At 72.4% G+C, this 24,074-nt stretch carries 21 protein-coding genes; 10 read left to right on the forward strand and 11 right to left on the reverse strand.

All coding sequences use genetic code 11. The annotated features are described in order from the left end of the window. Positions 1-7 precede the first annotated feature (7 nt). Positions 8-316, reverse strand: a complete 309-nt coding sequence (locus ACZ6TB_RS27270) for an AzlD domain-containing protein (protein WP_465558359.1) — start codon at positions 314-316, stop codon at positions 8-10. Next, the gene (locus tag ACZ6TB_RS27275; protein ID WP_465558361.1) at positions 310-1,002 is read right to left on the reverse strand and encodes an AzlC family ABC transporter permease; all 693 of its coding nucleotides are present in this window, start codon (positions 1,000-1,002) and stop codon (positions 310-312) included. Before ACZ6TB_RS27275 ends, ACZ6TB_RS27270 begins: the two co-directional genes overlap by 7 nt. Before the next feature lie 66 nt (positions 1,003-1,068). Here ACZ6TB_RS27275 and ACZ6TB_RS27280 point away from each other — a divergent pair, with 66 nt between their 5' ends. Beyond that, complete coding sequence (locus tag ACZ6TB_RS27280; protein WP_465558624.1) at positions 1,069-1,623, forward strand: helix-turn-helix domain-containing protein; 555 nt, start codon at positions 1,069-1,071, stop codon at positions 1,621-1,623. Between the two features lie 80 nt (positions 1,624-1,703). Then, entirely contained in the window at positions 1,704-3,641 is a 1,938-nt protein-coding gene (locus ACZ6TB_RS27285; protein WP_465558363.1) for an acyl-CoA dehydrogenase family protein, read from the forward strand. 208 nt (positions 3,642-3,849) lie between these two features. Here ACZ6TB_RS27285 and ACZ6TB_RS27290 read toward each other — a convergent pair whose 3' ends face one another. The 4 genes from ACZ6TB_RS27290 to ACZ6TB_RS27305 all read right to left on the reverse strand — a co-directional run bounded on the left by ACZ6TB_RS27290 (position 3,850) and on the right by ACZ6TB_RS27305 (position 9,405). Continuing rightward, positions 3,850-4,800 carry an ABC transporter ATP-binding protein gene (locus ACZ6TB_RS27290; protein ID WP_465558365.1) on the reverse strand — a complete coding sequence of 317 codons (951 nt, stop codon included), beginning with the start codon at positions 4,798-4,800 and terminating at the stop codon, positions 3,850-3,852. Then, positions 4,797-5,597 (reverse strand): ABC transporter permease, encoded by an 801-nt coding sequence (locus tag ACZ6TB_RS27295; protein ID WP_465558367.1) that lies wholly within the window; start codon positions 5,595-5,597, stop codon positions 4,797-4,799. Before ACZ6TB_RS27295 ends, ACZ6TB_RS27290 begins: the two co-directional genes overlap by 4 nt. Then, positions 5,590-6,441, reverse strand: coding sequence for an ABC transporter permease (locus ACZ6TB_RS27300; protein WP_465558626.1), 852 nt, complete (start codon positions 6,439-6,441; stop codon positions 5,590-5,592). The genes ACZ6TB_RS27295 and ACZ6TB_RS27300 overlap by 8 nt, the downstream gene beginning before the upstream one ends. A gap of 2,169 nt (positions 6,442-8,610) precedes the next feature. Beyond that, positions 8,611-9,405: a pentapeptide repeat-containing protein gene (locus tag ACZ6TB_RS27305; RefSeq protein ID WP_465558369.1), complete on the reverse strand. Its 795-nt coding sequence runs from the start codon at positions 9,403-9,405 to the stop codon at positions 8,611-8,613. Between the two features lie 814 nt (positions 9,406-10,219). Here ACZ6TB_RS27305 and ACZ6TB_RS27310 point away from each other — a divergent pair. After that, positions 10,220-11,071, forward strand: a complete 852-nt coding sequence (locus ACZ6TB_RS27310) for a WG repeat-containing protein (RefSeq protein ID WP_465558628.1) — start codon at positions 10,220-10,222, stop codon at positions 11,069-11,071. 56 nt (positions 11,072-11,127) lie between these two features. Next, a complete protein-coding gene (locus tag ACZ6TB_RS27315; RefSeq protein ID WP_465558371.1) occupies positions 11,128-12,126 on the forward strand; it encodes an aldo/keto reductase family protein in 999 nt (332 codons plus the stop codon). Positions 12,127-12,301: 175 nt separating this feature from the next. Here ACZ6TB_RS27315 and ACZ6TB_RS27320 read toward each other — a convergent pair whose 3' ends face one another. After that, the gene (locus tag ACZ6TB_RS27320) at positions 12,302-13,129 is read right to left on the reverse strand and encodes a site-2 protease family protein (RefSeq protein ID WP_465558373.1); all 828 of its coding nucleotides are present in this window, start codon (positions 13,127-13,129) and stop codon (positions 12,302-12,304) included. Positions 13,130-13,141: 12 nt separating this feature from the next. Beyond that, positions 13,142-13,339: a hypothetical protein gene (locus tag ACZ6TB_RS27325; protein WP_465558375.1), complete on the reverse strand. Its 198-nt coding sequence runs from the start codon at positions 13,337-13,339 to the stop codon at positions 13,142-13,144. 81 nt (positions 13,340-13,420) lie between these two features. On the opposite strand from ACZ6TB_RS27325, the gene ACZ6TB_RS27330 reads away from it, so the two are divergent. Together ACZ6TB_RS27330 and cobS are read left to right on the forward strand one after the other, a co-directional pair. Continuing rightward, positions 13,421-15,289: a bifunctional adenosylcobinamide kinase/adenosylcobinamide-phosphate guanylyltransferase gene (locus ACZ6TB_RS27330; RefSeq protein WP_465558377.1), complete on the forward strand. Its 1,869-nt coding sequence runs from the start codon at positions 13,421-13,423 to the stop codon at positions 15,287-15,289. A gap of 122 nt (positions 15,290-15,411) precedes the next feature. Next, positions 15,412-16,164, forward strand: coding sequence for an adenosylcobinamide-GDP ribazoletransferase (gene cobS, locus ACZ6TB_RS27335; protein WP_465558630.1), 753 nt, complete (start codon positions 15,412-15,414; stop codon positions 16,162-16,164). Here cobS and ACZ6TB_RS27340 read toward each other — a convergent pair. Then, positions 16,150-16,503, reverse strand: a complete 354-nt coding sequence (locus ACZ6TB_RS27340) for an MmcQ/YjbR family DNA-binding protein (protein WP_465558379.1) — start codon at positions 16,501-16,503, stop codon at positions 16,150-16,152. The two genes, cobS and ACZ6TB_RS27340, sit on opposite strands and share 15 nt — an antisense overlap. A gap of 1 nt (position 16,504) precedes the next feature. Continuing rightward, positions 16,505-17,608 carry a glycine cleavage system aminomethyltransferase GcvT gene (gcvT, locus tag ACZ6TB_RS27345; protein WP_465558381.1) on the reverse strand — a complete coding sequence of 368 codons (1,104 nt, stop codon included), beginning with the start codon at positions 17,606-17,608 and terminating at the stop codon, positions 16,505-16,507. A gap of 140 nt (positions 17,609-17,748) precedes the next feature. Between gcvT and ACZ6TB_RS27350 the strand changes: the two genes are divergently transcribed. Continuing rightward, positions 17,749-19,284: a leucyl aminopeptidase gene (locus ACZ6TB_RS27350; RefSeq protein WP_465558383.1), complete on the forward strand. Its 1,536-nt coding sequence runs from the start codon at positions 17,749-17,751 to the stop codon at positions 19,282-19,284. Here ACZ6TB_RS27350 and ACZ6TB_RS27355 read toward each other — a convergent pair. Further along, complete coding sequence (locus tag ACZ6TB_RS27355) at positions 19,281-19,598, reverse strand: hypothetical protein (protein ID WP_465558385.1); 318 nt, start codon at positions 19,596-19,598, stop codon at positions 19,281-19,283. The genes ACZ6TB_RS27350 and ACZ6TB_RS27355 overlap by 4 nt on opposite strands. A 164-nt stretch (positions 19,599-19,762) precedes the next feature. On the opposite strand from ACZ6TB_RS27355, the gene lpdA reads away from it, so the two are divergent. From lpdA to ACZ6TB_RS27370, 3 genes are all read left to right on the forward strand, one after another. After that, on the forward strand, positions 19,763-21,154 hold the full coding sequence (gene lpdA, locus ACZ6TB_RS27360) for a dihydrolipoyl dehydrogenase (RefSeq protein WP_465558387.1): 1,392 nt from the start codon (positions 19,763-19,765) through the stop codon (positions 21,152-21,154). 39 nt (positions 21,155-21,193) lie between these two features. Next, positions 21,194-23,062, forward strand: coding sequence for a 2-oxoglutarate dehydrogenase, E2 component, dihydrolipoamide succinyltransferase (sucB, locus tag ACZ6TB_RS27365; RefSeq protein ID WP_465558389.1), 1,869 nt, complete (start codon positions 21,194-21,196; stop codon positions 23,060-23,062). 83 nt (positions 23,063-23,145) lie between these two features. Then, on the forward strand, positions 23,146-24,045 hold the full coding sequence (locus ACZ6TB_RS27370) for a TIGR01777 family oxidoreductase (protein ID WP_465558391.1): 900 nt from the start codon (positions 23,146-23,148) through the stop codon (positions 24,043-24,045). Positions 24,046-24,074: the final 29 nt, after the last annotated feature.

Here is a 24,074-nt window from a genome sequence, read left to right on the forward strand (position 1 = left end):
CTGCCGGCTAACTCACCCCGGCCAGCCGGAGCAGGGCCGCGGTCGCCGCGGCCGCCAGGACGACCACCACGAACGGCGCCTTCCGCCAGGCCAGGACGCCGCCGACGAGCACACCCAGCGGCCGGGCCGGGCCGGCGAAGTCGGTGCCGGCCATCAGCGCCGCGGTCCCGGCCAGCGCGGCCAGCAGCGCGGCGGCGGCCATCGGGAGCAGGCGCTCGAGCGTGGCGGAGAGCTTGAGCCGGCCGCGCAGCAGCACGCCACCGAGCCGCATGCTGTAGGTGCCGACGCCCAGGGCGATGATCGCCGCGATCAGCATGGCTGGTCCCTCCTTCGGCGGCGCGGGCGGACCAGCGTCACCAGCCCCACCAGCGCGCAGATCACCGGCAGACCCGCGGGCAGCACGGGCGTCAGCAGGACGGCCACGGCAGCGCCGGTGAGGGCGACGGTCCGCGTCGCCCGGTCTCGCAGCGACGGCATGATCAGGGCGATCAGGGCGGCCGGGAACGCCGCGTCCAGGCCCAGCGCGTCCGGGTTGCCGGTGGCGCCGCCCAGCAGCACGCCCAGGGCGGTGCCGATGTTCCAGGACGTGAAGAGCGTCGCGCCGATGATGAAGTAGACCCGGCGCCGGCGGGTGGGGTCGGGCTCGGCCAGCGTGAACGCCGCGACCTCGTCGGTCAGGACGTGGCTGCCGATCACCTTCGCCCGCAGGCGTGGGCCCAGCGCGTCGCCCACGGCCAGGCCGAAGGGCAGGTGGCGGGCGTTCAGCAGCAGGCCCGCGAAGACGGCGGCGAGCGGGTTGCCGGCCGCCAGCAGGCCGACCGCCAGGAACTGGGAACCCCCGGCGAACACGACCGTCGACATCAGGAACGGCACCCACACCGGCAGCCCGTACGCGATCGCGATCGCCCCGAACGACGCACCCACCGCGACCATCGCGGCCGCGATCGTGGCGGCGTCACGCAGCAGGGCGCGATCCGCATCCGTTCGCTGTACCGTACGCATGGTTTGAAATACTGAACGATGACCGCCTCGTTCGTCAAACCGAACGAACTGATCGACGGAGCGAACATGCACCAGCCCACGCCACCGCTCGCCACCATCGCCGCGGCCCTGCGGCGCGAACGGGAGCGGGTCGGCATCTCGCTGGCCGAGCTCGCCCGCCGGGCCGGGCTGGCCAAGTCGACGCTCTCCCAGCTCGAGTCGGGCACCGGCAACCCCAGCATCGAGACGCTCTGGTCGCTCGGCGTCGCGCTGGGCGTGCCGTTCAGCCGGCTGGTCGAGCCGCCGGTCGCCCAGATCCGGGTGATCCGGGCCGGCGAGGGGCCGCGCCTGCAGGCCGACGAGGCCGACTTCGTGGTCACCCTGCTCGCCGCCGGCTCGCCGCACACCCGGCGGGACATCTACGTGATGGAGCTCGAGCCCGGCCAGCCGCGCGAGGCCGCCGCGCACATTCCGGGCAGCATCGAGCACATGGTGGTCGGCGCCGGGCGGGTGCTGGCCGGTCCGATCGGCGAGGCGATCGAGCTCGGTCCCGGCGACTACGCCACGTTCCCGGGCGACGTCCCGCACCACTACGAGGCGCTCGAGAACTCGTGGGCGGTGCTCGTCATGGAGCACCTGTAGATCGGTGTGACAGATGGTTGCTCAGACCTACCCCTGGGTAACACGCCTCGGTAACCTGGCGTCCATAGGGAGGTGGAGCCGTGACCACGACTCAGCCCCATCAGACCGATGTCGACGAACGGCAGGCCCGAAAGGTCGCCGAGGCCGCACGCGAGTCCGAGTGGCGGAAACCGAGCTTCGGCAAGGAGCTGTTCCTCGGGAAGTTCCGGCTCGACCTGATCGATCCCTGGCCCAGCGAACAGCCCCGGCCCGACGCCGACCAGTTCCTCCGCGATCTCGGCGAGTTCGCCCGCACCGGGGTGGACGGCGCCCGGATCGAGCGCGAGTCGCACATCCCCGACGAGGTCTTCCAGGGCCTCGCCCGGCTCGGCGCGTTCGGCATGAAGATCGACAAGGAGTACGGCGGGCTCGGCCTCACCAACCTGCACTACTGCCGCGCGCTGACCCTCGTCGGCTCGGCCAGCGCCTCGGTCGGCGCCATGCTGTCGGCCCACCAGTCGATCGGCGTCCCGCAGCCACTCAAGATCTTCGGCACCCCGGCCCAGAAGAAGGCGTTCCTGCCCCGGCTGGCGGCCGGCGAGGTGTCCGCGTTCCTGCTCACCGAGCCCGACGTCGGCTCCGACCCGGCCCGGCTCGCCACCGAGGCCACCCCGGTCGAGGGCGGCTACCGGCTCAACGGCGTCAAGCTGTGGGCCACCAACGGCACGATCGCGACCCTGCTGGTCGTCATGGCCCGGGTGCCCGACAAGGGCATCACCGCGTTCGTGGTCGAGGGCGACTCGCCGGGGATCACGGTCGAGCGGCGGAATGCGTTCCTCGGGCTGCACGGCCTGGAGAACAGCGTCACCCGGTTCCACGACGTCTTCGTCCCGGACGAGAACGTCATCGGCGCCCCCGGCAAGGGCCTCAAGATCGCCCTGACCACGCTCAACACCGGCCGGCTGTCGCTGCCCGCGATGTGCATCAGCGCCGGCAAGCGGTCGCTCGCCATCGCCCGCGAGTGGTCGGCCGAGCGCGTGCAGTGGGGACTGCCGGTCGCGCGGCACGAGGCGGTCGCCAAGAAGATCGCTTTCATCGCCGCCACGACGTACGCGATGGAATCCATGCTCGATCTCTGCTGCATGATCGCCGACGACGACCGCAACGACATCCGCATCGAGGCCGCGCTGGTGAAGCTGTTCGCCAGCGAGATGGCGTGGCTGATCGCCGACGAGCTGGTGCAGATCCGCGGCGGCCGCGGCTACGAGACGGCCGACTCCCTCGCGGCCCGGGGCGAGCGCGCCGCCGAGGCCGAGCAGATGCTGCGCGACCTGCGGATCAACCGCATCTTCGAGGGCTCGACCGAGATCATGCACCTGCTCATCGCCCGCGAGGCGGTCGACGCCCACCTGGCCGTGGCCGGCGACATCATCGACCCCGAGGCGGGCGTCGGGCGCAAGGCGAAGGCGGCGGCCCGGGCCGGCGGCTTCTACGCCCGCTGGCTGCCCACCCTGGCGGTCGGCAAGGGCCAGGCGCCGTCGTCCTATGCAGAGTTCGCCCCGCTCGCGGCCCATCTGCGGTACGTCGAACGCGCGTCCCGCAAGCTGGCCCGGTCCACCTTCTACGCGATGTCCCGCTGGCAGGGCAAGCTCGAGCGCAAGCAGGGCTTCCTCAGCCGGATCGTCGACATCGGCGCCGAGCTGTTCGCGATGTCGGCCGTCTGCATGCGCGCCCACGCCGAGCGCGAGCGGCGCCCCGAGGGCCTCGAGCTGGCCGACCTGTTCTGCCGCCAATCCCGCCTGCGGGCCGACGCCCTGTTCGCGGCGCTGTGGGACAACACCGACGCGATCGACGTGAAGGCCTCGCGCCGCGTGCTGGAGGGCCGTTACGCCTTCCTCGAGGACGGCATCCTGACCTCCCCCGAGGGCGACGACGCCTGGGTCGCGGCCTGGCAGCCCGGCCCGGCCGTGGTCGACGACGTCCGCCGCCGCATCCCGAAGCCGGAGAAGCCGGAGCAGGAGAAGCCGGAACCGGAGTAGGCCTGTGGACGCCGGCTGAAAAGTGTCAGACCCTGGCGCTTTACTCGACCCCACCCAGTGAACGGGGTGGGGTTTCGGGGCGCGAAGAACGGGGTGGGGTCTCGGGGCGCGGTGAACGGGGTGGGGTTTCGGGCGCGGTAAACGGGGTGGGGTTTCGGGCGCGGTAAACGGCGCGGGGCACGGGGCGGCAAATCCCGAGCCGCGACGGTCAGCCCGCGGCATACAGGCGGGCGACCACATCCTCGATGTCGGGCTCGACCACCGAGAGATCACGCACGGACGCGGCGGTCACCAGCGTGGCGACCGCCGTGCCGGCCGCGGCCGAGTCGAGGGCGAACGTCACCCGGTGGCCGTCGGCCTCGACGCCGGTCAGGGTGGCGCCGTCGAGGGCGAAACCGGCCGGCAGTGGGGCCTCGAGGTCGACGACCAGGCTGCGGCGCGAGCCGTAGCGGGCGTGCAGCGCCTCGATCGTGCCGTCGTGGACGACGCGGCCGTGGTCGATCACCACCAGCCGGTCGCACAGGCGCTCGATGTCGGCCAGGTCGTGGGTGGTCAGCACGAGCGTGACGTCGCCGGTCGCGCCGAGCTCGGCCAGGAACGAGCGGACCGCCTGCTTGCTCACCACGTCGAGGCCGATCGTCGGCTCGTCGAGGAACAGCACCTTCGGCCCGTGCAGCAGCGCCGCGGTCATCTCGCCGCGCATCCGCTGGCCGAGTGAGAGCTGCCGCACGGGGGTGTCGAGGAAGGCATCCAGCTCCAGGAGGGCGCGGCAGCGGCGCAGGCGGGCCTCGTGGTCGGCCGGCGGCACCCGGTAGATGTGCCGGAGCAGCCGGAACGACTCGCGCAGCGGCAGGTCCCACCAGAGCTGGGAGCGCTGCCCGAAGACCACGCCGATCCGCAGCGCCAGCCGGGTGCGCTGCGGCACCGGGGTCAGGCCGAAGACCGATACCTCGCCCGAGGTGGGCGAGAGCACGCCGGTCAGCATCTTCAGGGTGGTCGACTTCCCGGCGCCGTTGGGACCGATGTAGCCGACCATCTCACCCGGCTCGATCGTCAGGCTGACCCCGTCGACGGCCGGCACCACGCGTTTCTCTCGGCGGAAACGGCCGGCTTTGACCCGTACGGCGAAATCTTTGCGGAGGTTCTGCATTTTGATCATGAGCCGGTGCTCCGGTAGTGACGGACGCCCGAGCGCCACACGACGGCGGCGATGAGCGTGGCGGGCAGGCAGACCAGCGGCGCCACGAAGCCGGCCCAGGCCGGGAGCCCGAGCGGGTCGGCGTGCCCGAGCAGGGCCAGCGCCGGCTGATAAGAGACGAAACCGAAGCCGAGGGCGTACGCGAACAGGTCGCGGAACCAACCCCCATAGACCGAGATGGGGTACGAGGTGAAGTCCCGTCCGCCGTAGGTGAAGCCGTTGCCGATCTCCCCGGAGTCGACCCACCAGAAGGCCAGGCTCGCGCTCAGCACGAAGATCGCCCCGAAGAAGAACCCGCCCCCGACCGGCGCCAGCACCGCCAGCAGCACCCGGGCCGGCGTCCAGGCCAGGTGGTTGACGTGCAGCGCGACGCCGTAGACGGTCAGGCCGAACGCGACCCGCAGCACCTTGCGGATCGGCAGATCCATGAAGACGAGCTGCGGCAGGACACCCAGCGGCCGGAGCAGGATCGTGTCCAGGGTGCCGGATCGCACGTACCTCTTGAGATCGTCGATGTTGCCCACCACGGCGTCGCAGAGCACGAAGCCGGAGACCGCCAGGCCGGTCATGAGCACGCTCTGGGCCAGGGTGAAGCCGCCGATCGTGGTGGTGGCGCGGAACAGGACGAAGACCGTGAGCACGTCGAGGACGGTGGCGCCGAGATTGCTGAGCATCTCGATCGCGAACGACGCCCGGTAGGAGGCGACCGAACGGATCTTTCCGGCGATCATGGCGGCGTACGCCCGGAGCTCATCCACCCTGCACGACCAGTTTCCGCTCCGCGCGCCGCTGCACCACCCGGCACAGGGCGAGCAAGATCACGGCCCAGCCCGCCTGGAGCAGCACCAGCCCGAGCTGAGCGGCCGGCGGGTCGCGTTCGACCAGCACGTCGAGCGGGGTCTGGAGCAGGCCGGGCAGCGGGGTGGCGATCCAGAGGGTGACCGTGGCCCACTCCGGGAGCAGGCGCAACGGGAAGTAGAGGCCGGAGAGGACGCCCGAGCCGAGGGTCCAGAGCATGAGCGGACCGCGGGCGTCGATCAGCCAGTAGGCGGCCGCGTTGACCAGGAAGCGGCAGGCGAAGCTCCCCACTACGGCCAGTACCACGGAGATCAGGAAGAGCGGAACGGTCTGCGGGTTTTTCGGGATATATCCGGTGAAAACAACGTAGCCCGCGATCACCGGAGGCACGAATCGGGTGAGCATGGCGTGGCCGGCGCGGCCCAGGTCGGCGGCGAGGTAGGCGGTGACCGGCGGGATCGGTCGTAACAGATCGGATGCGACGTCCCCGGTGCGGATCCGGTCGGCCAGCTCGGTCCAGCCCCAGATGCCGGTGACGGTAAGTAGCCCCTGCCCCACCCAGACGAACGTGACGAGCTGCGCCGGGTCGTACCCGCCCGGACGGCCGCCGGTCGCGCCCTCGGCCACGGCCAGGAGCACGTAGCAGCGAAGGAAGCCGAAGACTATGTTGGTGAACGATCCGGCTATGGTGGCTTGCCGATAGGTCGCGTAGCGCCGGAAACCCGACCATGCGAGTGCACCGAACGTAGTGATGGAGGCGCGCAACGGACGACCGGGAGAGATCGTCAGCACGCTGGCGTCAATCCCGTCCACGCCGTTAATCTCCTTCCGAACCCCCGCAGTGGAGCCGGGCGACTCTACCCGGGTCTCCGGACGGCCACCGCACATTTTCTGACCAAGAAGAAGTGGACTTAGCCGTGACGGAGCGTCGCCAATCACTGGGCCTCACCTTGGGTGCCCGATGAACGGCTGGAGCTCACAGATAGGCGAGGACCGCTGGGGCGACGAGCCGGCGTGGGTCTACGAGATCACCTGGGAGTGGGAGCCACTGCCCGGTCAGCGCTACCCCGGCGACCCGGGGCGGCGCAAGGCGGTGCACACGCCGGTGTATGAGGCGTCCTCCGGTTCCGCGCCGCAGGAAACCCGGGGTGGGTACGCCGCCCGCAGCGCCCCCGTGCCCCCTCAGCAGCAGCGCGACGAGCCGTCGTGGCCCCGCCCCGCATCCGCCGCCGCCCAGCCCGGCCGCTCCGGTGCCGCCGCGCCCGACCAGCGCCGGGGTGCCGCGCCGGTCTACGGCCGGGAGGGCCAGTATTCGCAGCCCGGTCGTCGCGAGGGTTTCCCCGCGGACGCCGGTGGCGGTCGCCGTGAAGGGTTTGGTGGCGCTCCCGAGGCCGGTCGCCGTGATGGGTTCGGTGGTGCTCCCGAGGCCGGTCGCCGTGACGGGTTCGGTGGCGCTCCCGAGGCCGGTGGCGGTCGTCGCGAGGGGTTCGCCGCCGACACCTCCGGGCGCCGGGATGGGTTCGGCGACGGCGGTCGCCGGGATGGGTTCGCTGACGCCGGTCACCGGGATCAGCCTGGGCGGCCGCCGGCCGGGCAGGCGTCGTTCCGGCCCGCGCCGCAGGTGCCGGTCAACCCGGGTGCGCCGGTCTCCCCCGGCGGGCGCGCCTCCGTGGCGCCCGTTTCCGGGTCGGCGCCGCGGCCGCAGTCCGGTTCGTCCGGTTCAGCCGGTCCGCAGCAGAGGTCGCAGTCCGGGCCGCCGGTCACGCCCGGGCCCGGCGGGGTGAGTGGCCCGCCCGGGCCGCAGCAGCGTCCGCAATCCGCGCCGCCCGGGCAGCAGCGCCCGCAATCCGCGCCGCCTGGGTCCCCGCAGCGCCCGCAATCCGCGCCGCCTGGGCAGCAGCAGCGCCCGCAATCCGCGCCGCCGGGGCCGCCGCGCGCGCAGGGCGGCGCGCCCATGTCGCCGCCGCACGTTCAGGGTCACGCCCAGCCACCGCAGGGCCCGCGGCCGCCGCAGCCCGGTCGCCCGCCGCAGCAACACGGCGTAGCGCCCGTCTCACCGGCCAACCCCGGCGTCTACGGCGCGGCGCGGGCCGCCTCGCCCTATTACGGCCGTCGTCCCGACGAGCCGCAGCGCCCGGTCGGTGATGATCGCCCGCCCGCCGACAATCGCCCGCAGCCCGATGGCCGTCCGCACGCCGCCGGGCCTCGTCCGGTGTCGCCGGGGGCCGGGGTCTACGGCAGTGCCCGTCCGGCTCCGGCCGACGCGTTCCCCGCCCGGCCCGAAGCGCAGCAGCCCAGCCGCCGCCACGACGCGCCCTTCGACCTGCGGCCCGCGCCCGAGGTAGGCACCCCCGCCCCCGCCCGGCCCGCACCCCAGCCCACCCGGGTCACGCCGTCGCACCCGGCCACGCCGCCGGCCCCCGTCTACCCGTCGGTGCCCGGACAGGCCCGCCCGGTCTCGGCGCAGCCTGCTTCGCAGCCGGTGTCCGGCCCCGGCCCGCAGCCTGCCCCGCGACCGGTGTCCGGGCCTGCACCGCAGCCCGCATACGAACCCGCGCCACGACCCGTGTCCGGGCCCGCACCGCAGCCTGGATACGAACCCGCGCCACGACCCGTATCCGGGGCCGGCGCTCAGCCGGTTTCGGGGGGCGGGGCGTGGCCGGTTTCCGCTCAACCGGGACCGCGGCCGGTTTCCGGTCAGCCTGCGCCTTCGCCGGTTTCCGCTCGACCTGCGTCGCCGGCGGAAACCGGTCAAGGCGGACCTCGGCCGGTTTCCTCGCCTGCCTTTGGTGAACCTCCGCATGACGAGCTGCCTCAGGCGGGGGCGGCCGAATATGCGGACCACCCGTATGCGCCCCGGCCCCGGCATGCCCCGTCGGGCGAGAACGCGGAGGATCGGGCTCGGGTGTTCGACTCGGCCGTTGAGCCGGTTACGGCGCCGCCGGGTGGGGAGTTTGTGCTTCCGGACGGGCCTCAGGCGGGGTCGGGGGTCGAGCCGGTCACGGCGCCTCCGGTTGCGGCCTCGGCCGAGCCGGACTGGGCCGAGTCGGCCTGGGCCCGCACTGCGGTTCCGGAAGTTGCGGAAGTTGCGGAAGAACCGCATGGGCTTGGGTGGCTGCTGTCGCAGAGTGGGCTGGGTGCGACCACGCCGGTGGTCGAGCCGGCGCCGGAGGTCAGCGCGCCGCCGGTGGTCGAGCCCGAGCCTGAGCCGGTTGCCGCGGTTGAGGACGATCCGGCTCCGGTCAGTGGGGCGCCGGCGAAGGAGAGCTGGTTCGTGCCGGTCACCGGCTCGCAACCGATCATCACGCCGCGAGATGGGGCGGTTGAGGAGCCGGAACCCGTTGACGTCACGGAACCGGTCGATGTCGCGCCGGTCAGTGCGGTTCCGGTCAGTGCGGTTCCCGTCAGCGCGGCCCCGGTCAGCGCGGCGCCCGTCAGCGCCGCACCCGTCAGCGCGGCCCAGGTCAGCGCCGCACCCGTCAGCGCGGCTCCGACTAGCGCCGCTCCCGTCAGCGCGGCCCCGGTCAGCGCGGCACCCGTCAGCGCCGCACCCGTCAGCGCGGCACCAGTCAGTGCCACCCCGGTGAGCGCCGCGCCGGTTTCGGCGGTGCCGATCGATGAGCCTGCTGCTCCCGGGACGGACATCGTTGAGGAGACGGTTGACGCCGAGCTCGTCGACATCGCACCGGTTGACGCCATGTGGGTCGAGGCCGAGGTGCCCGTCCGGGTGGAGGAGCACGACGAGCCCGAGGACGAACCGCTGGCCATCGAGGCGGCGGTTGAGGAAGACGAGCCGGAGCCTGAGGACGAGCCGACCGCGGAGGCGGAGCCCCAGGACGAGGCGGAGCCGGAATACGAGGCGGAGCCGGAATACGAGGCGGAGCCGACAGCGGAGGCGGAGCCCGAGCCGGAAGTCGCGGCGGAGCCGACAGCGGAGGCGGAGGCCGAGCCCGAAGCAGAGCCGGCGCCGGCCGCAGAAGCCTCGGTGGGGCCGGAGCTCGAGACGCCCGGCGAACCCGAGGCGCACGACGACGCCGAGTCGGTGATTGGTCTTGCGGCGGGGGCGGCCTCAACCGTACGGGAAAAGGAAACCCCGGAAGCGGAAGCCGCCGCGCCCGGCCGGGGTAACGCTCGCGCTCGGCGTGCTGATCCGGAGCAGGTGCTTGCCACCTATCCGTGGTCGTTCGATGCGGCGACGCTGCGGGAAGAGGCCGACGACCACGATCAGATGTGGACCGTCGTCGATCGGCTCAGCGACAAGCTCGAGTACGCCGAGCGGGATGGCGTGCGGGCGCGGCTGCTCAGTCTGCGGGCCGTTGCCGAGCGGCTGCTCGGGGAGCTGGACCCGGCGCTCGAGGATGCGCGGGCAGCGCTCCGGCACGCGGAAGCCACCGGTGAGCTGCAAGGGATCGCCGTCGTGCGGGCTCGGCTCGCGCATGTGCTGCAGTGGCGGGCGGACTATGCCGAGGCCGACAAGCACTACGCCGAGGCGAGCTCGCCGGAGCTTCCGTCGCGGCTGCGGGCCGAGATCGAGGAGCTGGCCGGGCGGTCGGCGTTCGATCAGGGGCGTTATCTCGAGTCGATGAACCACTTCGAGACGGCCCTCGACCTGCGCAAGGGCGCCGATCCGGAGCTCGTGGAGCGGATCGAGGCGGCGCTCGACACGATCACCGCGCGGACCTCCGGCGGGGGGTGGGGGCCCTATCCGCGGACGCGGGACGAGATTCTCGGCATCGCGGAACCGCCGCGGCCTCTCCGGGACGAACGGACGGGGCTGTGGGGCTACGTGGGCGCGGTGCCTCCCCGGTACGCGCAGGCGCAGCCCTTCGCCGACGACCTGGCCTGGGTGCGGCGGCCCGAGTCGCCGGCCTGGGAGCTGATCGATCTCGCCGGTGAGGTCGTCATCGACGCGTCCGCCGGGTACGTCGCGGCCGAGCGGTTCGCCGAGGGGCTGGCCTGGGTCACCCGGGACGAGGACGGCGGCTGGTACGCGATCGACCGGCAGAACCGCCTCATCGTGCCGGGCGGGTTCGACGACGCCAAGGCGTTCCACCACGGGCTGGCGCTGATCAAGCGGGGCGGCTGGGGCGTGATCGACCGGCATGGGCGGGTCATCGTGCAGCCGCGCTATCGGGCGTTCCTGACCCCGCTCGTCACCGGTGGGCCGATCGAGGGCTTCACCGACGAGGGCCTGGCGGTGGTCGAGGAGGGCGAGCGGTTCGGCGTCGTCGACCGTACTGGCCGGCTGATCGTCCCGACCGCGCACGCGGAACTCGTGATCCACCCGGTGGCCTTCCTGGTCGCCGACCAGTTCGGGCTGTGGGGCGCGCTGAACCGCAAGGGTGAGCCGCTGGTCGAGCTCAAGTACCGCGAGCAGTCGGACGTGCTGGACGAGATCGATCACACGCTGACCGACGGGCGACCCGTGCTCTGAGCTAACCCGCGGCGGAAAACAGAATGCAAAATCGGCGTATGGGTAGGGTCGAACGCATGGAGTTCCGTCATCTCGGCCGTTCCGGCCTGCTCATCAGCGAGATCGCCTACGGCAACTGGATCACCCATGGCTCCCAGGTCGAGGAGGACGCCGCAGTCTCCTGCGTGCGCGCCGCCCTCGACGAGGGCATCACCACCTTCGACACCGCCGACGCGTACGCGGGCGGGCGCGCCGAGGAGGTGCTGGGCCGCGCGCTCAAGGGCGAGCGCCGCGCCGGCCTGGAGATCTTCACCAAGGTCTTCTGGCCGACCGGTCCCGGTCCGAACGACCGCAGCCTGTCCCGCAAGCACATCATGGAGTCGATCGACGCCTCGCTGAGCCGGCTCCAGACCGACTACGTGGATCTCTACCAGGCCCACCGCTACGACTACTCGACGCCGCTCGAGGAGACCATGCAGGCGTTCGCCGACGTGGTGCGCTCGGGCAAGGCGCTCTACATCGGCGTGTCGGAGTGGAGCGCGACGCAGCTGCGGGCGGGCTGGGAGATGGCGCAGGACCTGAAGATCCCGTTCGTCTCCAACCAGCCTCAGTACTCGGCCCTCTGGCGGGTCATCGAGGCCGAGGTGGTGCCCACCTCGATCGAGCTGGGCATCGGCCAGGTGGTCTTCTCACCCATCGCGCAGGGCGTCCTGAGCGGCAAGTACGAGGTGGGCAAACAGCCGCCGGCGGGCTCGCGGGCCACGGACGAGAAGTCCGGCGCCCAGTTCATCTCCCGCCTGCTCGGCGACGACGTGCTGACCGCCGTGGCCGGCCTCAAGCCGCTGGCCGAGCAGGCCGGGCTGTCGATGGCGCAGCTCGCGGTGGCGTGGGTGCTGCAGAACTCGAACGTCTCGGCGGCCATCATCGGCGCCTCCCGGCCGGAGCAGGTCCGCGACAACGCCAAGGCATCGGGCGTACGGCTGGAGGCCGACCTGATGAAGGCGATCGACGCGGCTCTCGACCCCGTCGCCGAGCGCGACCCGGCGAAGACCGTCTCGCCGGCCAAGCGCCCGTAGACAACGGCCGTCATCGCCGGGGACTCCCATCCCACGGAACGGCCCGCGATCGCCCCGTCGTGGGGGAGGCCGTCGATTTTCGCCGCCGCCGGTTTTGCGGTGTCGGAAATTGGCGGCCTCCCCCACGACCTCGAGGGGGCGATCGCCCGTGGCGCCGGAGGCGACGCCATCAAGCTCAGCTCCCACTCCAGAAGCGCATCAGCTCCAAGCCGATCTGGATCACCGTGCGGTCGAGGTTCAGCAGGTCGCCGATCCAGTAGACCGCCTCGAAGAACCAGTCCCCGATCTTCGTCTGCCACAGAGCGAGAAAGAGCAGGATGAAGCCGTACGGGGCGAAAAGCGCCCAGGCCCGCTGGTAGGCCGGGCTCATCCAGGGCGCGATGATGCTGCCGCCGTCGAGGCCCGGAACCGGGATGAAGTTGAGCACGCTCGCCGTGATCTGCAGGAAGGCGAGCGCCGCCATCGCGCACCAGAACTGCGGGTGCGCGCCGGACAGACCAACCTCGCCGGTCGGCAGCAGCGCCAGGTGCACGTCGCCGAAGCCGAGCAGGAACGGCACCGACAGCACCAGGGCCAGCACTACGTTGGTGAGCGGGCCGACGGCGCTGATCAGCGAGTCCTTGACCTTGCTGTTGATGTAGCGGTGGTCGATCCAGACGGCGCCGCCGGGCAGGCCGATGCCGCCGAGGATCACCACGACGACCGGCAGCACGATGGACAGCAGCGGGTTCGTGTACTTCAGCGGGTTGAGCCGCAGGTAGCCGCGATCGGCCACGGTCTTGTCGCCGGAGAAGAAGCCGGCCAGGGCGTGCGCGTACTCGTGCAGGCAGAGCGACACCAGCCAGCCGGTCACGATGAACAGGAAGATGTCGACCCGGACGTTGCCGAAGCGGGTCCAGGTCATCCAGCCGCTGACGGCGAAGATGGCGAGAATGCCGACGAAGACCGGGCTCGGCACGAAGGCGTTGCGCGGCGTCCGCGTGTAGACGGGCTCGTAGGTCACGGTCGGTCCGCCTCAGTCCGCCGGAAGGAGGCTCATCCGGTAGTCGACCCGGTCGTCCTCGAGCAGGATCACCTGGGCGACCCCGGCACCGGCGAGCTCGCGCCACTCCTGGCCGATCCACGACTCGGCGTCGGCCTGGCTGCTGAACGTCTCACCCGGACCGGAGACCTGCTCTCCGTCGACGTTCTCGTACCGCCAACTCCACGGCATCCGCCGTTCCCCCTCACGTCTGCAATCGTGGGCTCCACCCTACGGCGTCCCGCTGTGCGGCCCGGCCTTAAGGTACGGGGCATGTCCGATGATCGGTGGAACACCGTCCTGGTGCTCGGCGGGATCCGCTCCGGCAAGTCCGCGTTCGCCGAGGCGCTGGTCTCGGACGCGCCCTCGGTGCGGTACGTGGCCACGGCGGCGAGCGGCGAGGGCGACCCCGAATGGCTGGCCCGGATCGAGGCCCATCAGCGGCGCCGGCCGCAGTCCTGGTCGACCGAGGAGACCGGCGCCGACCCGGCCCGCCTCGCGGCGCTGCTGACCGAGGCCAAGCCGGACGACACGCTGCTGGTCGACGACCTCGGCGGCTGGGTCACGGCGCTGCTCGACCCGGCGCGCCAGCCCAACGACGACGAGGCCGACGTGGCCGCGCTGGCGGCGGCGGTGCGGGGCTGCACGGCCCGGGTCGTGCTGGTCAGCCCGGAGGTGGGGCTCACCCTCGTGCCGACCACGCCGGTGGGGCGGGCCTTCGCCGATGCGCTGGGGACGACCAACCAGGCGCTCGCGGAGGTTTGCGACCGGGTTGCGCTGATCGTGGCCGGCCGGCCGGTGTGGCTGAAGGAGTCGGCCGGGGATGCCGTTTCCGGCCTTGCCGTCGCTGAGGTGGGCGCGGCCGAGGTGGCCGCGGCCGAGGTGGGCGCGGCCGAGGTGGGCGCGGCCGAGGTGGGTGCGGCTGACCTCGCCGAGGCGCAGGTGGTTGCGCCGGTCAGTGTGGATGAGCCGACCGCGAGCTCGGCGCCGGTTGCGGTGCTCAATGAGCCGACGCAGCAGCTTCCCGTCATCGGGACGGGCACGCCCATCGAGCCGGGCATGGATCTGCCGCTGCCCGACAGCGACGCCGGGCCCGACGCCCGGGATCGGCTTGTCAACGTCGACTTTGCCGGGGCCGGACTCGGGGCGCTGGTCGAGGCCGTTGAGTTTGCCGCGGCCACGCAGGGGACGACCATCCCACGGCCCTGGACTTCGGTTCGGGTGCTGCTCGTCTCGGGGCGCCATGAAGGCGGGGCGGCCGCGGGAGACGACGCGGACGACGTCGAGCGGCGGGTTGCCGAGGTCGAGCACGGTGAAGGTGTGCTCAGCCGGCTCGCCGGGCAGGCGGGGGCCGATGTGGCCGTGCTGCGGGTGGCGCGGGCGGGGGCGATCGAGGACGGGCCGGTGGCCGACGAGGCCGCGGTCGACGTGGCGCTGCGGCAGGGGTGGCGGATCGCCGAGGCCGCCGCCGACGCCGGGCGCGATCTGCTCGTGCTGTCGTCGATCGGGGTCGGCACCGACGCGGTGGCGGCGGCGCTCTCGGCCGCGATCACCGGGGCCGAGCCGGTCGAGCTGCTGCCGCGGGTGTTTCAGGCGGGCGGGCGGTTCGACGACGAGGCCTGGATGCGGCGCTGCGCGGCGGTGCGGGATGCGCTGCACCGGATTCGGCAGGCGCCGCGCGGGGCCAAGGATCTGCTGCGCGAACTGGGCGGCGCGGACTTCGCGGTGGCCGTGGGCGCGCTGCTCGGCGCGGCGTCGCGGCGCCTGCCGGTGCTGCTCGACGGGCCGGTCGGCATCGCGGCCGGTCTCGTCGCGCGCGACCTCGGCAGCCAGGCCCGGCACTGGTGCCTGCTGCCCGACGCCGGCCGGCTCGCGATCGTCAGCAAGGGCGCCGACGTGCTCGGGCTCAACCCGGTGCTCGACCTCGGCCTGGGGCTGGGCGAAGGGGCGAACGCCCTGGCCGCGCTGCCGCTGCTGCGCACGGCGATCGGGCTGGCCGCGGCCGCGCCGGTGCACCCGGCCCTGCTCACCGAGCCGGGCGACGGCGGCGCCACCGACCTGATCGTGCCGAACGACGAGGACGTGGACTTCGCCGAGCCCGAGCCGGACGGTCCGGGCCCGGCGACGACGACCGAGGAGTGAGCGACAGCCGCGGCGTGAGCGGCGACGATGGCGTGACCGGCGACGACAGCGTGAGCGGCGACGACAGCGTGACCGGCGACGACAGCGTGAGCGGCGACGATGGCGTGAGCGGCGACGATGGCGTGGACGACGGCGGCCGGAAGGGCGACGGTCTGCGGCTCGCGGTCACGACGCTGACCGTGTTTCCGGTCCGCGGCGGCCGGGTGGACCGGGCGGCCGCACGCTGGGCGATGACGCTCGCGCCGGCCGTCGGGCTGGCCCTCGGCGGGGTGCTCGCCGGCCTGCTCTGGGGTCTGCGCGAGCTGGGCTTCCCGGCGCTGGTCGCGGCGGCGGTGACGGTGGCGGCCGGCGCGCTGCTCACGCGCGGCATGCATCTGGACGGGCTGGCCGACACGATCGACGGCTTCGGCTCGTACCAGACCGGCGATAAAGCATTAGAAATAATGAAAAAGTCGGACATCGGGGCGTTCGGGGTGGCGGCGATTGTGCTGGTGCTGCTGATTCAGACCGCGGCGCTGGCCACCGCGCCCGTCAGCGCCGTCGTCGTGGCCTGGACCGCGGGACGGCTCGCGATCACGGTGGCCTGCCGCAAGGGCGTGCCCGCGGCCCGGCCGGAGGGGCTGGGCGCGCTGGTCGCGGGAACGGTCGGCGGGGCGACGGCGTGGGTGATCGCGATCGTCGTGGCGCTCGGGTCGATCCCGGCGGTTCCGCACCGGCCGGCCCTCGGCCCGGCCGCCGTGGCCGCCTCGCTGCTCGCCGTCGTGCTGGTGCTGCGGCACGCGCGGCGGCGGTTCGGCGGCATCACCGGCGACGTCCTCGGTGCGGTCACCGAGATCGCCACCACCGTCGCGCTGGCCGGGCTATCCCTGCGCTGAGTCGAACTCCTTGACGACCCGTTTCGGGGCCGTGCGCCGCCACGCGTCGGTCACCACGCGGCGCAGCTCCCCCGGGTCGGCCTTGCTCAGGTCGACCCGCACCCAGCCGTACCGCCCGGTGTACGCCGCCTTCTCGTAGACGTCCGGCGCGCTCGCGATCAGCTCGGCCTGGTCCTCGACCGAGGCCTTCACCGACGCGTACGAGGACTCGGGGCTGCCCGCCGCGAACATCTTGTCGCCGTAGCGCAGGGTCGGGTGGCCCCAGCCCTCGACGAACACCTCGCGGGTGCCGGGCAGCGCCAGAACCCAACCCTTGAGCTGGTCGTACGTGACCGCCATGTCACCGCACCGACGGCTGCACGAACGGCGGCCGGACCACCTTCGCCTCGGTGCGGCGGCCCCGGATGTCGATCTGCACCAGGTCGCCGTCCTGCACGCCGGCCGCGGTGTCGATGAGCGCCAGCGCGATGCCCACCTTCTTGGTCGGCGAGAAGGTGCCGCTGGTCGTCTCGCCGATCGGCTGCTCCCCCGCGTACACGTGCATGTGTCCCCGGGGGATGCCGCGGCCCGTCAGTTCCAGTCCGCGCAGGAGGCGCCGCGGACCCTGCTCTTTCTCCGCGACGAGCGCCTCGCGGCCCCAGAAGGCCGGCTTCGACCAGCCCACCGCCCAGCCCGAGCGGGCCTGCACCGGCGTGATGTCGAGCGAGAGCTCCTGGCCGTGCAGCGGGTAGCCCATCTCGGTGCGCAGGGTGTCGCGCGCGCCGAGCCCGCACGGCTGGACGCCGGCCGCCACGATCGCGTCCCACACCATGGTCGCCGCGTCCCACGGCACGACCAGCTCATAGCCGTGCTCGCCGGTGTAGCCGGTGCGGCAGACGATCAGGTCGGCGCCGAACAGCGGCGCGGTGGCGAACGACATGTAGTCGTGGGCGGTGGGCAGGCCCAGCTTGCCGAGCAGCTCGGCCGACAGCGGACCCTGCACGGCGAGCACGGCGAAGCCCTGGTGCTCGTCGGTGACCGTGAGCCCCTCCGGCGCGGCCGCGGCCAGCCGGCGCACCACCTCGGCGGTGTTCGCGGCGTTCGGGATCAGAAAAACATGATCATCAGCGAACAGGTACGCGATCAGGTCGTCCACGACGCCGCCGCTCTCGTCGCAGCAGAGCGTGTACTGCGCCTTGCCCGGCTCGATGCGGCCCAGGTCGTTGGTGAGGCAGGAGTTCACGAACGCGGCCGCGCCCGCGCCCCGGACCCGCGCCTTGCCCAGGTGGGAGACGTCGAAGACGCCGGCCGCCTCGCGAACCGAGGCGTGCTCGCGCAGCACCCCGCCGCCCGCGTACTCCAGCGGCATCTCCCAGCCGCCGAACGCGGCGAACTTGGCGCCGAGCGCGACGTGGCGCTCGTGCAGCGGCGAACGAAAAAGGGCATCGGTGACCTCGGCAGACATGAGAGTCAACTTACCCGTGACCTTGGGACTCGTTATTGTCGCGGGGACACCCTTCATCCCGGCGCGATCGTGCCGGGGTTCCGCCAGCGCAGCCGGTGCGCCCAAGAAGCCGCCGGCCCGACCGTCCCCGGAGTGCCCGAGTGAGCCAGCCCAGCCTCAGCCTGGTCGACAACGACCCGGCCGAATTGGCCGTCGACGCCATCGTCATCGGCCTGCACAGCCAGCCCGACGAGGGCGGCGCCCTGCTGCCGGCGGCCGGCGCCGAGAGCATCGCCGCCGCCTTCGACGGCAAGCTCACCTCGACGCTGGCGCTGCTCGGCGCCGGCGGCGCCCCGGGCGAGGTGACCAAGCTGGCCACGCTCGGCACGATCGCCGCCCCCCTGGTGATCGCCGTCGGGCTCGGCGACGAGCCGTCCGGCTCCGCCCCCGAGCTGGAGAAGCTGCGGCGCGGCGGGGGGGTAGCTGTCTGCGCGCTGGCCGGTAGCGTACAGGTGGCGCTGGCCCTGCCGATCCCGGACGACGAGGACGCGCCGGCCGTGCTGCGGGCGATCCTCGAGGGCGCGCTGCTCGGCGGCTACCGCTTCGCCGGCTACAAGACCAAGCCGCAGCCGGGCCGCCGCGAGCCGGTGTCGGCGCTGCAGGTGTACGTGCCGGACGCGTCCGACGCCGCCGCCGGCGCCGAGCTGACCCGGGCCGCGGCGGTCGCCAAGGCGGTGCGGGCCACCCGCGACTGGGTCAACACCCCGCCCAACAACCTGCGCCCGCCGCAGTTCGCCGACGCCGTGGTGGCGGCCGCCGAGGGCACCGGGCTCGAGGTCGAGGTGCTCGACTTCGAGCAGCTCAAGGCCGGCGGCTACGGCGGCATCGTGGCCGTGGGCCAGGGCTCGGAGGCCCCGCCGCGGCTGGTCAAGCTCAGCTACGTGCCGGAGGGCGTCGAGTCGCCGAAGAAGGTGGCGCTGGTCGGCAAGGGCATCACGTTCGACACCGGCGGCATCAGCATCAAGCCGACGGCCGGCATGTGGGAGATGAAGTCGGACATGGCCGGCGCGGCCGCGGTCGGCGCCGCGATGCTCGCCATCGCCGAGCTCAAGCCCCAGGTCGCGGTCAGCGCCTATCTGGCCATGGCCGAGAACATGCCGTCCGGCTCGGCGTACCGGCCCGGCGACGTGATCACGATGTTCAACGGCAAGCGGGTCGAGGTCTTCAACACCGACGCCGAGGGCCGCATGGTGCTCGGCGACGCGATCGCCCGGGCCTGCGCGGACGGCGCCGAGTACGTGCTGGAGGCGTCCACGCTCACCGGCGGCCAGGTGGTCGCGCTCGGCAAGCGGATCGCCGGGCTGATGGGCTCGGACGCGGCGGTCGAGCTGATCCGGGCGGCCGGCGACAAGGTCGGCGAGCCGGCCTGGCCGATGCCGCTGCCCGAGGAGGTCCGCAAGGGCATGGAGTCGGACATCGCCGACATCTGCCAGACCAACGCGAACCTCGACCGGGCCGGGCACATGCTGCAGGGCGGCGTGTTCCTGCGCGAGTTCGTGGCCGACGGGGTCGAGTGGGCGCACGTCGACATCGCCGGGCCGGGCTACCACTCGGGCGAGGCCAACGGCTACTGGACGAAGGGCGGCACCGGCGTGCCGGTCCGCACGTTCCTCCAGGCCATCGACGATCTGAGCTAGCTCCGCCGCTTCTGACGGGCGTTGTAGTCGCGCATGCGCTGCGGGTAGCCCATCAGCCGCACGTCGTAGATCGGCACTGCGAGCTGGTGGGCCCAGCGGCGGGCGACCTCGGGCGACTCGATGCGGCGGCGGGTCCACTCGCCGTCGTGTGCCACGAGCAACACCGTGGTCTCGGTCACCGTGGTGCGGGGCTCGATGAACGCTTCGACGCCGCGGCGGGACCGGACGAACTCCGCAAGATAATCGAGATCGGCACGATCGACCGGCCGCCCGGCAGGCCGCCGGGGCTCCGTGCGCCGCCGAAACCAGGCCACTCCCCGCTCCTCACGCTCAATTCCCGCAAGGGTACGTCGAGAGGGCACGCCGACGGGCACCTGCCTGCATCGATCGGTTCCACAAGTGACAAGATGGCCAAGACGTACTGTGACCGTTTCCATTGTGTGACCCACATGGCGGCGATGCGACCACTGGAGTCAACGTGAGCCAGCCGAACGGCGGAACCTTCGACATCGTCATTCTCGGCGCCGGCAGCGGCGGTTATGCGGCCGCTTTGCGTGCCGCCGAGCTCGACCTCTCCGTAGCGCTGATCGACAAGGCCGAGCTGGGCGGCACCTGCCTGCACCGCGGCTGCATCCCGACCAAGGCGCTGCTGCACGCCGCGGAGATCGCCGAGCAGACGCGCGAGAGCGAGCAGTTCGGCATCAAGGCCGACCTGGTCGGCATCGACATGGCCGGCGTCAACGCGTACAAGGACGGTGTCGTCTCCCGGCTGTACAAGGGCCTGACCGGCCTGCTCACGCACAACAAGAACATCACCGTGGTCAACGGCGCGGGCAAGCTGGTCGGCAAGGACACCGTCGAGGTCGACGGCCAGCGCTACACCGGCCGCAACGTCATCCTCGCCAGCGGCTCCTACTCGCGCTCGCTGCCCGGCCTCGAGGTCGACGGCAAGCGGGTCATCACCAGCGAGCACGCCCTCAAGCTCGACCGCGTGCCGTCCTCCGCGATCGTGCTCGGCGGCGGCGTGATCGGCGTCGAGTTCGCCAGCGTCTGGAAGGCGTTCGGCGCCGACGTCACCATCCTCGAGGCGCTGCCCCGGCTGGTCGCGGCCGAGGACGAGGAGGTCTCGAAGCAGCTCGAGCGGGCGTTCCGCAAGCGGAAGATCAACTTCAAGGTCGGCAAGCCGTTCGAGAAGATCGAGCACACCGACAACGGCGTGCGCGCCACCATCCAGGGCGGCGAGACGGTCGAGGCCGAGGTGCTGCTGGTCGCGGTCGGCCGCGGCCCGACCACCAAGGACCTCGGCTACGAGCAGCAGGGCATCACGCTCGACCGCGGCTTCGTGATCACCAACGAGCGCCTGCACACCGGCGTCGGCAACATCTACGCGGTCGGCGACATCGTCCCCGGCCTCCAGCTCGCGCACCGCGGCTTCGCCCAGGGCATCTTCGTGGCCGAGGAGATCGCGGGCCTGCACCCGGCGGTCATCGACGAGGCCGGCATCCCGCGGGTCACCTACTGCGACCCCGAGATCGCCTCGATGGGCCTGACCGAGGGCAAGGCGAAGGAGAAGTACGGCGCGGACAAGGTCTCGACGTACAACTACAACCTCGGCGGCAACGGCAAGAGCCAGATCCTCAAGACCGCGGGCTTCGTCAAGCTGGTCCGCCTGAACGACGGCCCGGTCCTCGGCGTGCACATGATCGGCGCGCGGATGAGCGAGCAGGTCGGCGAGGCGCAGCTGATCTACAACTGGGAGGCTTTCCCGGAGGAGGTCGCGCAGCTGGTGCACGCCCACCCGACGCAGAACGAGGCTCTCGGCGAGGCGTTCCTCGCGCTTTCCGGCAAGCCCCTGCACGCCCACAGCTGATCTCTGTCAAGAAGACGAAGCGGTTAAGGAGTTCGAAGAATGCCGGTATCGGTCACCATGCCGCGGCTGGGTGAGAGCGTCACCGAGGGCACCGTCACGCGCTGGCTGAAGCAGGAGGGTGAGCGGGTGGAGGCCGACGAGCCGCTGCTCGAGGTCTCCACCGACAAGGTCGACACCGAGATCCCGTCGCCGGCCGCGGGCGTCCTGACGCGCATCGTCGTGGGCGAGGACGAGACGGCCGACGTCGGCAGCGAGCTCGCCGTCATCTCCGGCGACGGGGAGGACGCGGGCTCGTCGGCCCCGGCCCCGGCCGCCCAGCAGGAGGCCCCGCAGCAGGAGGCCGCCCAGCAGGAGGCCCCTCAGCAGGAAGAGGAGCCCGAGCCGCCCGCTCCCGCCACTCCCTCCACCGAGAAGCCGGTCGAGGCCGAAGCGCCCGCGCCGCAGCAGGCCGCCGCGCCGTCGTCCGGCGGGGCAAGCGGCACCGACGTCACGATGCCGGCCCTGGGCGAGAGCGTCACCGAGGGCACCGTCACCCGCTGGCTCAAGCAGGTCGGCGAGACCATCGAGGCCGACGAGCCGCTGCTCGAGGTCTCCACCGACAAGGTCGACACCGAGATCCCGTCGCCGGTCGCCGGCACGCTGCTCGAGATCAAGGTGCAGGAGGACGAGACCGCCGACGTCGGCGCCGTGCTCGCCGTCGTGGGCGAGCAGGGCGCTGCCCCGGCCGCCGCTCCCGCGCCGCAGCAGGCTCCCGCTCCCAAGCAGGAGCAGGAAGAGCCCGCGCCCGCCCCGAAGATCGAATCGGCGCCGGCCCCTTCGTTCGCTCCCGGCGACTCCTACGCCGAGCCGTCGGCCGAGGCCGAGACGGCCCAGGACCCGTCGGCCGCCGAGAGCAAGGCCGAGCCGCCGGCCGCCGTCGCCACCCCGAGCCGGGAGGCCACCCAGGCCAACGGCGCGGGCGACGCCGGCTACCTCACGCCGCTGGTCCGCAAGCTGGCCGCCGAGAAGGGCGTGGACCTGTCCAAGCTCACCGGCACCGGCGTCGGCGGCCGCATCCGCAAGCAGGACGTCATCGACGCGGCCGAGGCCGCCGAGAAGGCCAAGGCGGCTCCGGCTCCGGCCCCCGCGGCGCAGCCCGCCGCCAAGCCGGCCGCGGCGCCCGCCGCCAAGGCGTCGCCGAGCCCGCTGCGTGGCCGCACCGAGAAGCTGACCCGCACCCGCCAGACGATCGCCCGGCGGATGGTCGAGTCGCTGCAGGTCTCGGCGCAGCTCACCACGGTCGTCGAGGTCGACGTCACGAGGGTCGCCCAGCTGCGCAACCGGGCCAAGGCCGACTTCCAGGCCAAGCACGGCGTCAAGCTGACCTTCATGCCGTTCTTCGCGCTGGCCACGATCGAGGCGCTCCAGCAGCACCCGGTGGTCAACTCGTCGATCGACCTCGAGAACAACACGGTCACCTACCACGACGGCGAGCACCTGGGCGTCGCGGTCGACGCGCCGCGCGGCCTGATCGTCCCGGTGATCCGCGACGCCGGCGACCTCAACCTGGCCGGCCTGGCCAAGCGCATCGCCGACGTAGCCGACCGCACCCGCAACAACAAGATCGGCCCGGACGAGCTGTCCGGCGGCACGTTCACGCTGACCAACACCGGCAGCCGCGGCGCGCTGTTCGACACGCCGATCATCAACCAGCCGCAGGTCGGCATCCTCGGCACCGGCGCGGTGGTCAAGCGCGCCGTGGTCATCACCGACCCCGACCTCGGCGAGATCATCGCGCCGCGGTCGATGGTCTACCTGGCGCTCAGCTACGACCACCGGATCGTGGACGGCGCCGACGCGGCCCGCTTCCTCGGCACGATGAAGGAGCGCCTCGAGGGCGGCCAGTTCGAGGCCGAGCTCGGTCTGTAAGGACAACAAGCGAGAGGGCGTGCCGGAGTGATCCGGCACGCCCTTCGTTTTGAACGGGTTCGAATTTGGGCATCATGGAACCCATGCGGATTCTGATGGCCGGCGCTTCCGGCTTCCTCGGCACCCGGCTGGCCGACCGGCTCGCCGCGGCCGGGCACGAGATCACCCGGCTGGTCCGGCGACCGCCCCAAAGTCCGGCGGAATCCACCTGGCAACCGTCCCAGGGCCAGATCGACCCGGCCGTGGTCGCCGCCGCCGACGTGGTGGTCAACCTCTCCGGCGCGAACGTCGGCACACACCGCTGGACCGCCCGCTACCGCAGCACCCTGCGGTCGAGCCGGGTCGACACCACCGGCACGCTGGCCCGCGCGATCAAGCAGCTGCCCGAGGCCGACCGGCCGCGCACGATGCTCCAGGCCTCCGGTGTCGGCCGCTACGGCGACACCGGCGACCGGCCCGCCACCGAGGAGGCGCCGGCCGGCACCACGTTCCTGGCCGACCTGTGCCAGGTCTGGGAGGCCGCGGCCCGGCCGGCCGAGGACGCCGGCACCCGGGTCGTCCTGCTCCGCACGGCGCCCCTGCTCGACGGCGACGGCGGCATGCTCAAGCCGCTGCTCGTCCCGTTCCGCCTGGGCGCGGGGGCCAAGCTCGGCGCCGGCCGGCAGTGGATGGCGTGGATGGCCCTGGCCGACTGGCTCGGCGCCGCCGAGTTCCTGCTCGACCGCGAGGACATCGCCGGACCGGTGAACATGGTCGGCCAGGTGCAGTGCACCAACGCCGAGTTCACCCGCGCGCTGGGCCGCGTCCTGCACCGGCCGACGCTGCTGAGCGTGCCCGGGTTCGCGCTCGACGTCGCGCTCGGCGGCCTCGCGCAGGAGCTCCAGATCAGCCAGCGGGCGGTCCCCGCCGTACTCGAGAAGTCCGGTTTTAGGTGGTCTTATCCGGATGTTGAATCGGCGCTGCGCGCGGCGACAGATGTTTGACGTGGGGCAAGGGGCGTTCGCTTGCTAAC

The organism is Actinoplanes sp. NPDC051537, from assembly GCF_055586105.1.

Excerpts from the sequence above, each read along its gene's own strand:
- ACZ6TB_RS27290 (WP_465558365.1), bottom strand. The coding sequence starts at position 4,800 with ATGATCAAAATGCAGAACCTCCGCAAAGATTTCGCCGTACGGGTCAAA.
- ACZ6TB_RS27370 (WP_465558391.1), top strand. The coding sequence starts at position 23,146 with ATGCGGATTCTGATGGCCGGCGCTTCCGGCTTCCTCGGCACCCGGCTG.
- gcvT (WP_465558381.1), bottom strand. The coding sequence starts at position 17,608 with ATGTCTGCCGAGGTCACCGATGCCCTTTTTCGTTCGCCGCTGCACGAG.
- ACZ6TB_RS27270 (WP_465558359.1), bottom strand. The coding sequence starts at position 316 with ATGCTGATCGCGGCGATCATCGCCCTGGGCGTCGGCACCTACAGCATG.
- ACZ6TB_RS27310 (WP_465558628.1), top strand. The coding sequence starts at position 10,220 with ATGAACCACTTCGAGACGGCCCTCGACCTGCGCAAGGGCGCCGATCCG.
- ACZ6TB_RS27315 (WP_465558371.1), top strand. The coding sequence starts at position 11,128 with ATGGAGTTCCGTCATCTCGGCCGTTCCGGCCTGCTCATCAGCGAGATC.
- ACZ6TB_RS27280 (WP_465558624.1), top strand. The coding sequence starts at position 1,069 with ATGCACCAGCCCACGCCACCGCTCGCCACCATCGCCGCGGCCCTGCGG.
- sucB (WP_465558389.1), top strand. The coding sequence starts at position 21,194 with ATGCCGGTATCGGTCACCATGCCGCGGCTGGGTGAGAGCGTCACCGAG.
- ACZ6TB_RS27340 (WP_465558379.1), bottom strand. The coding sequence starts at position 16,503 with ATGGCGGTCACGTACGACCAGCTCAAGGGTTGGGTTCTGGCGCTGCCC.
- ACZ6TB_RS27330 (WP_465558377.1), top strand. The coding sequence starts at position 13,421 with ATGTCCGATGATCGGTGGAACACCGTCCTGGTGCTCGGCGGGATCCGC.
- ACZ6TB_RS27275 (WP_465558361.1), bottom strand. The coding sequence starts at position 1,002 with ATGCGTACGGTACAGCGAACGGATGCGGATCGCGCCCTGCTGCGTGAC.
- ACZ6TB_RS27325 (WP_465558375.1), bottom strand. The coding sequence starts at position 13,339 with ATGCCGTGGAGTTGGCGGTACGAGAACGTCGACGGAGAGCAGGTCTCC.
- ACZ6TB_RS27305 (WP_465558369.1), bottom strand. The coding sequence starts at position 9,405 with ATGGCCAGCGGTTCGTCCTCGGGCTCGTCGTGCTCCTCCACCCGGACG.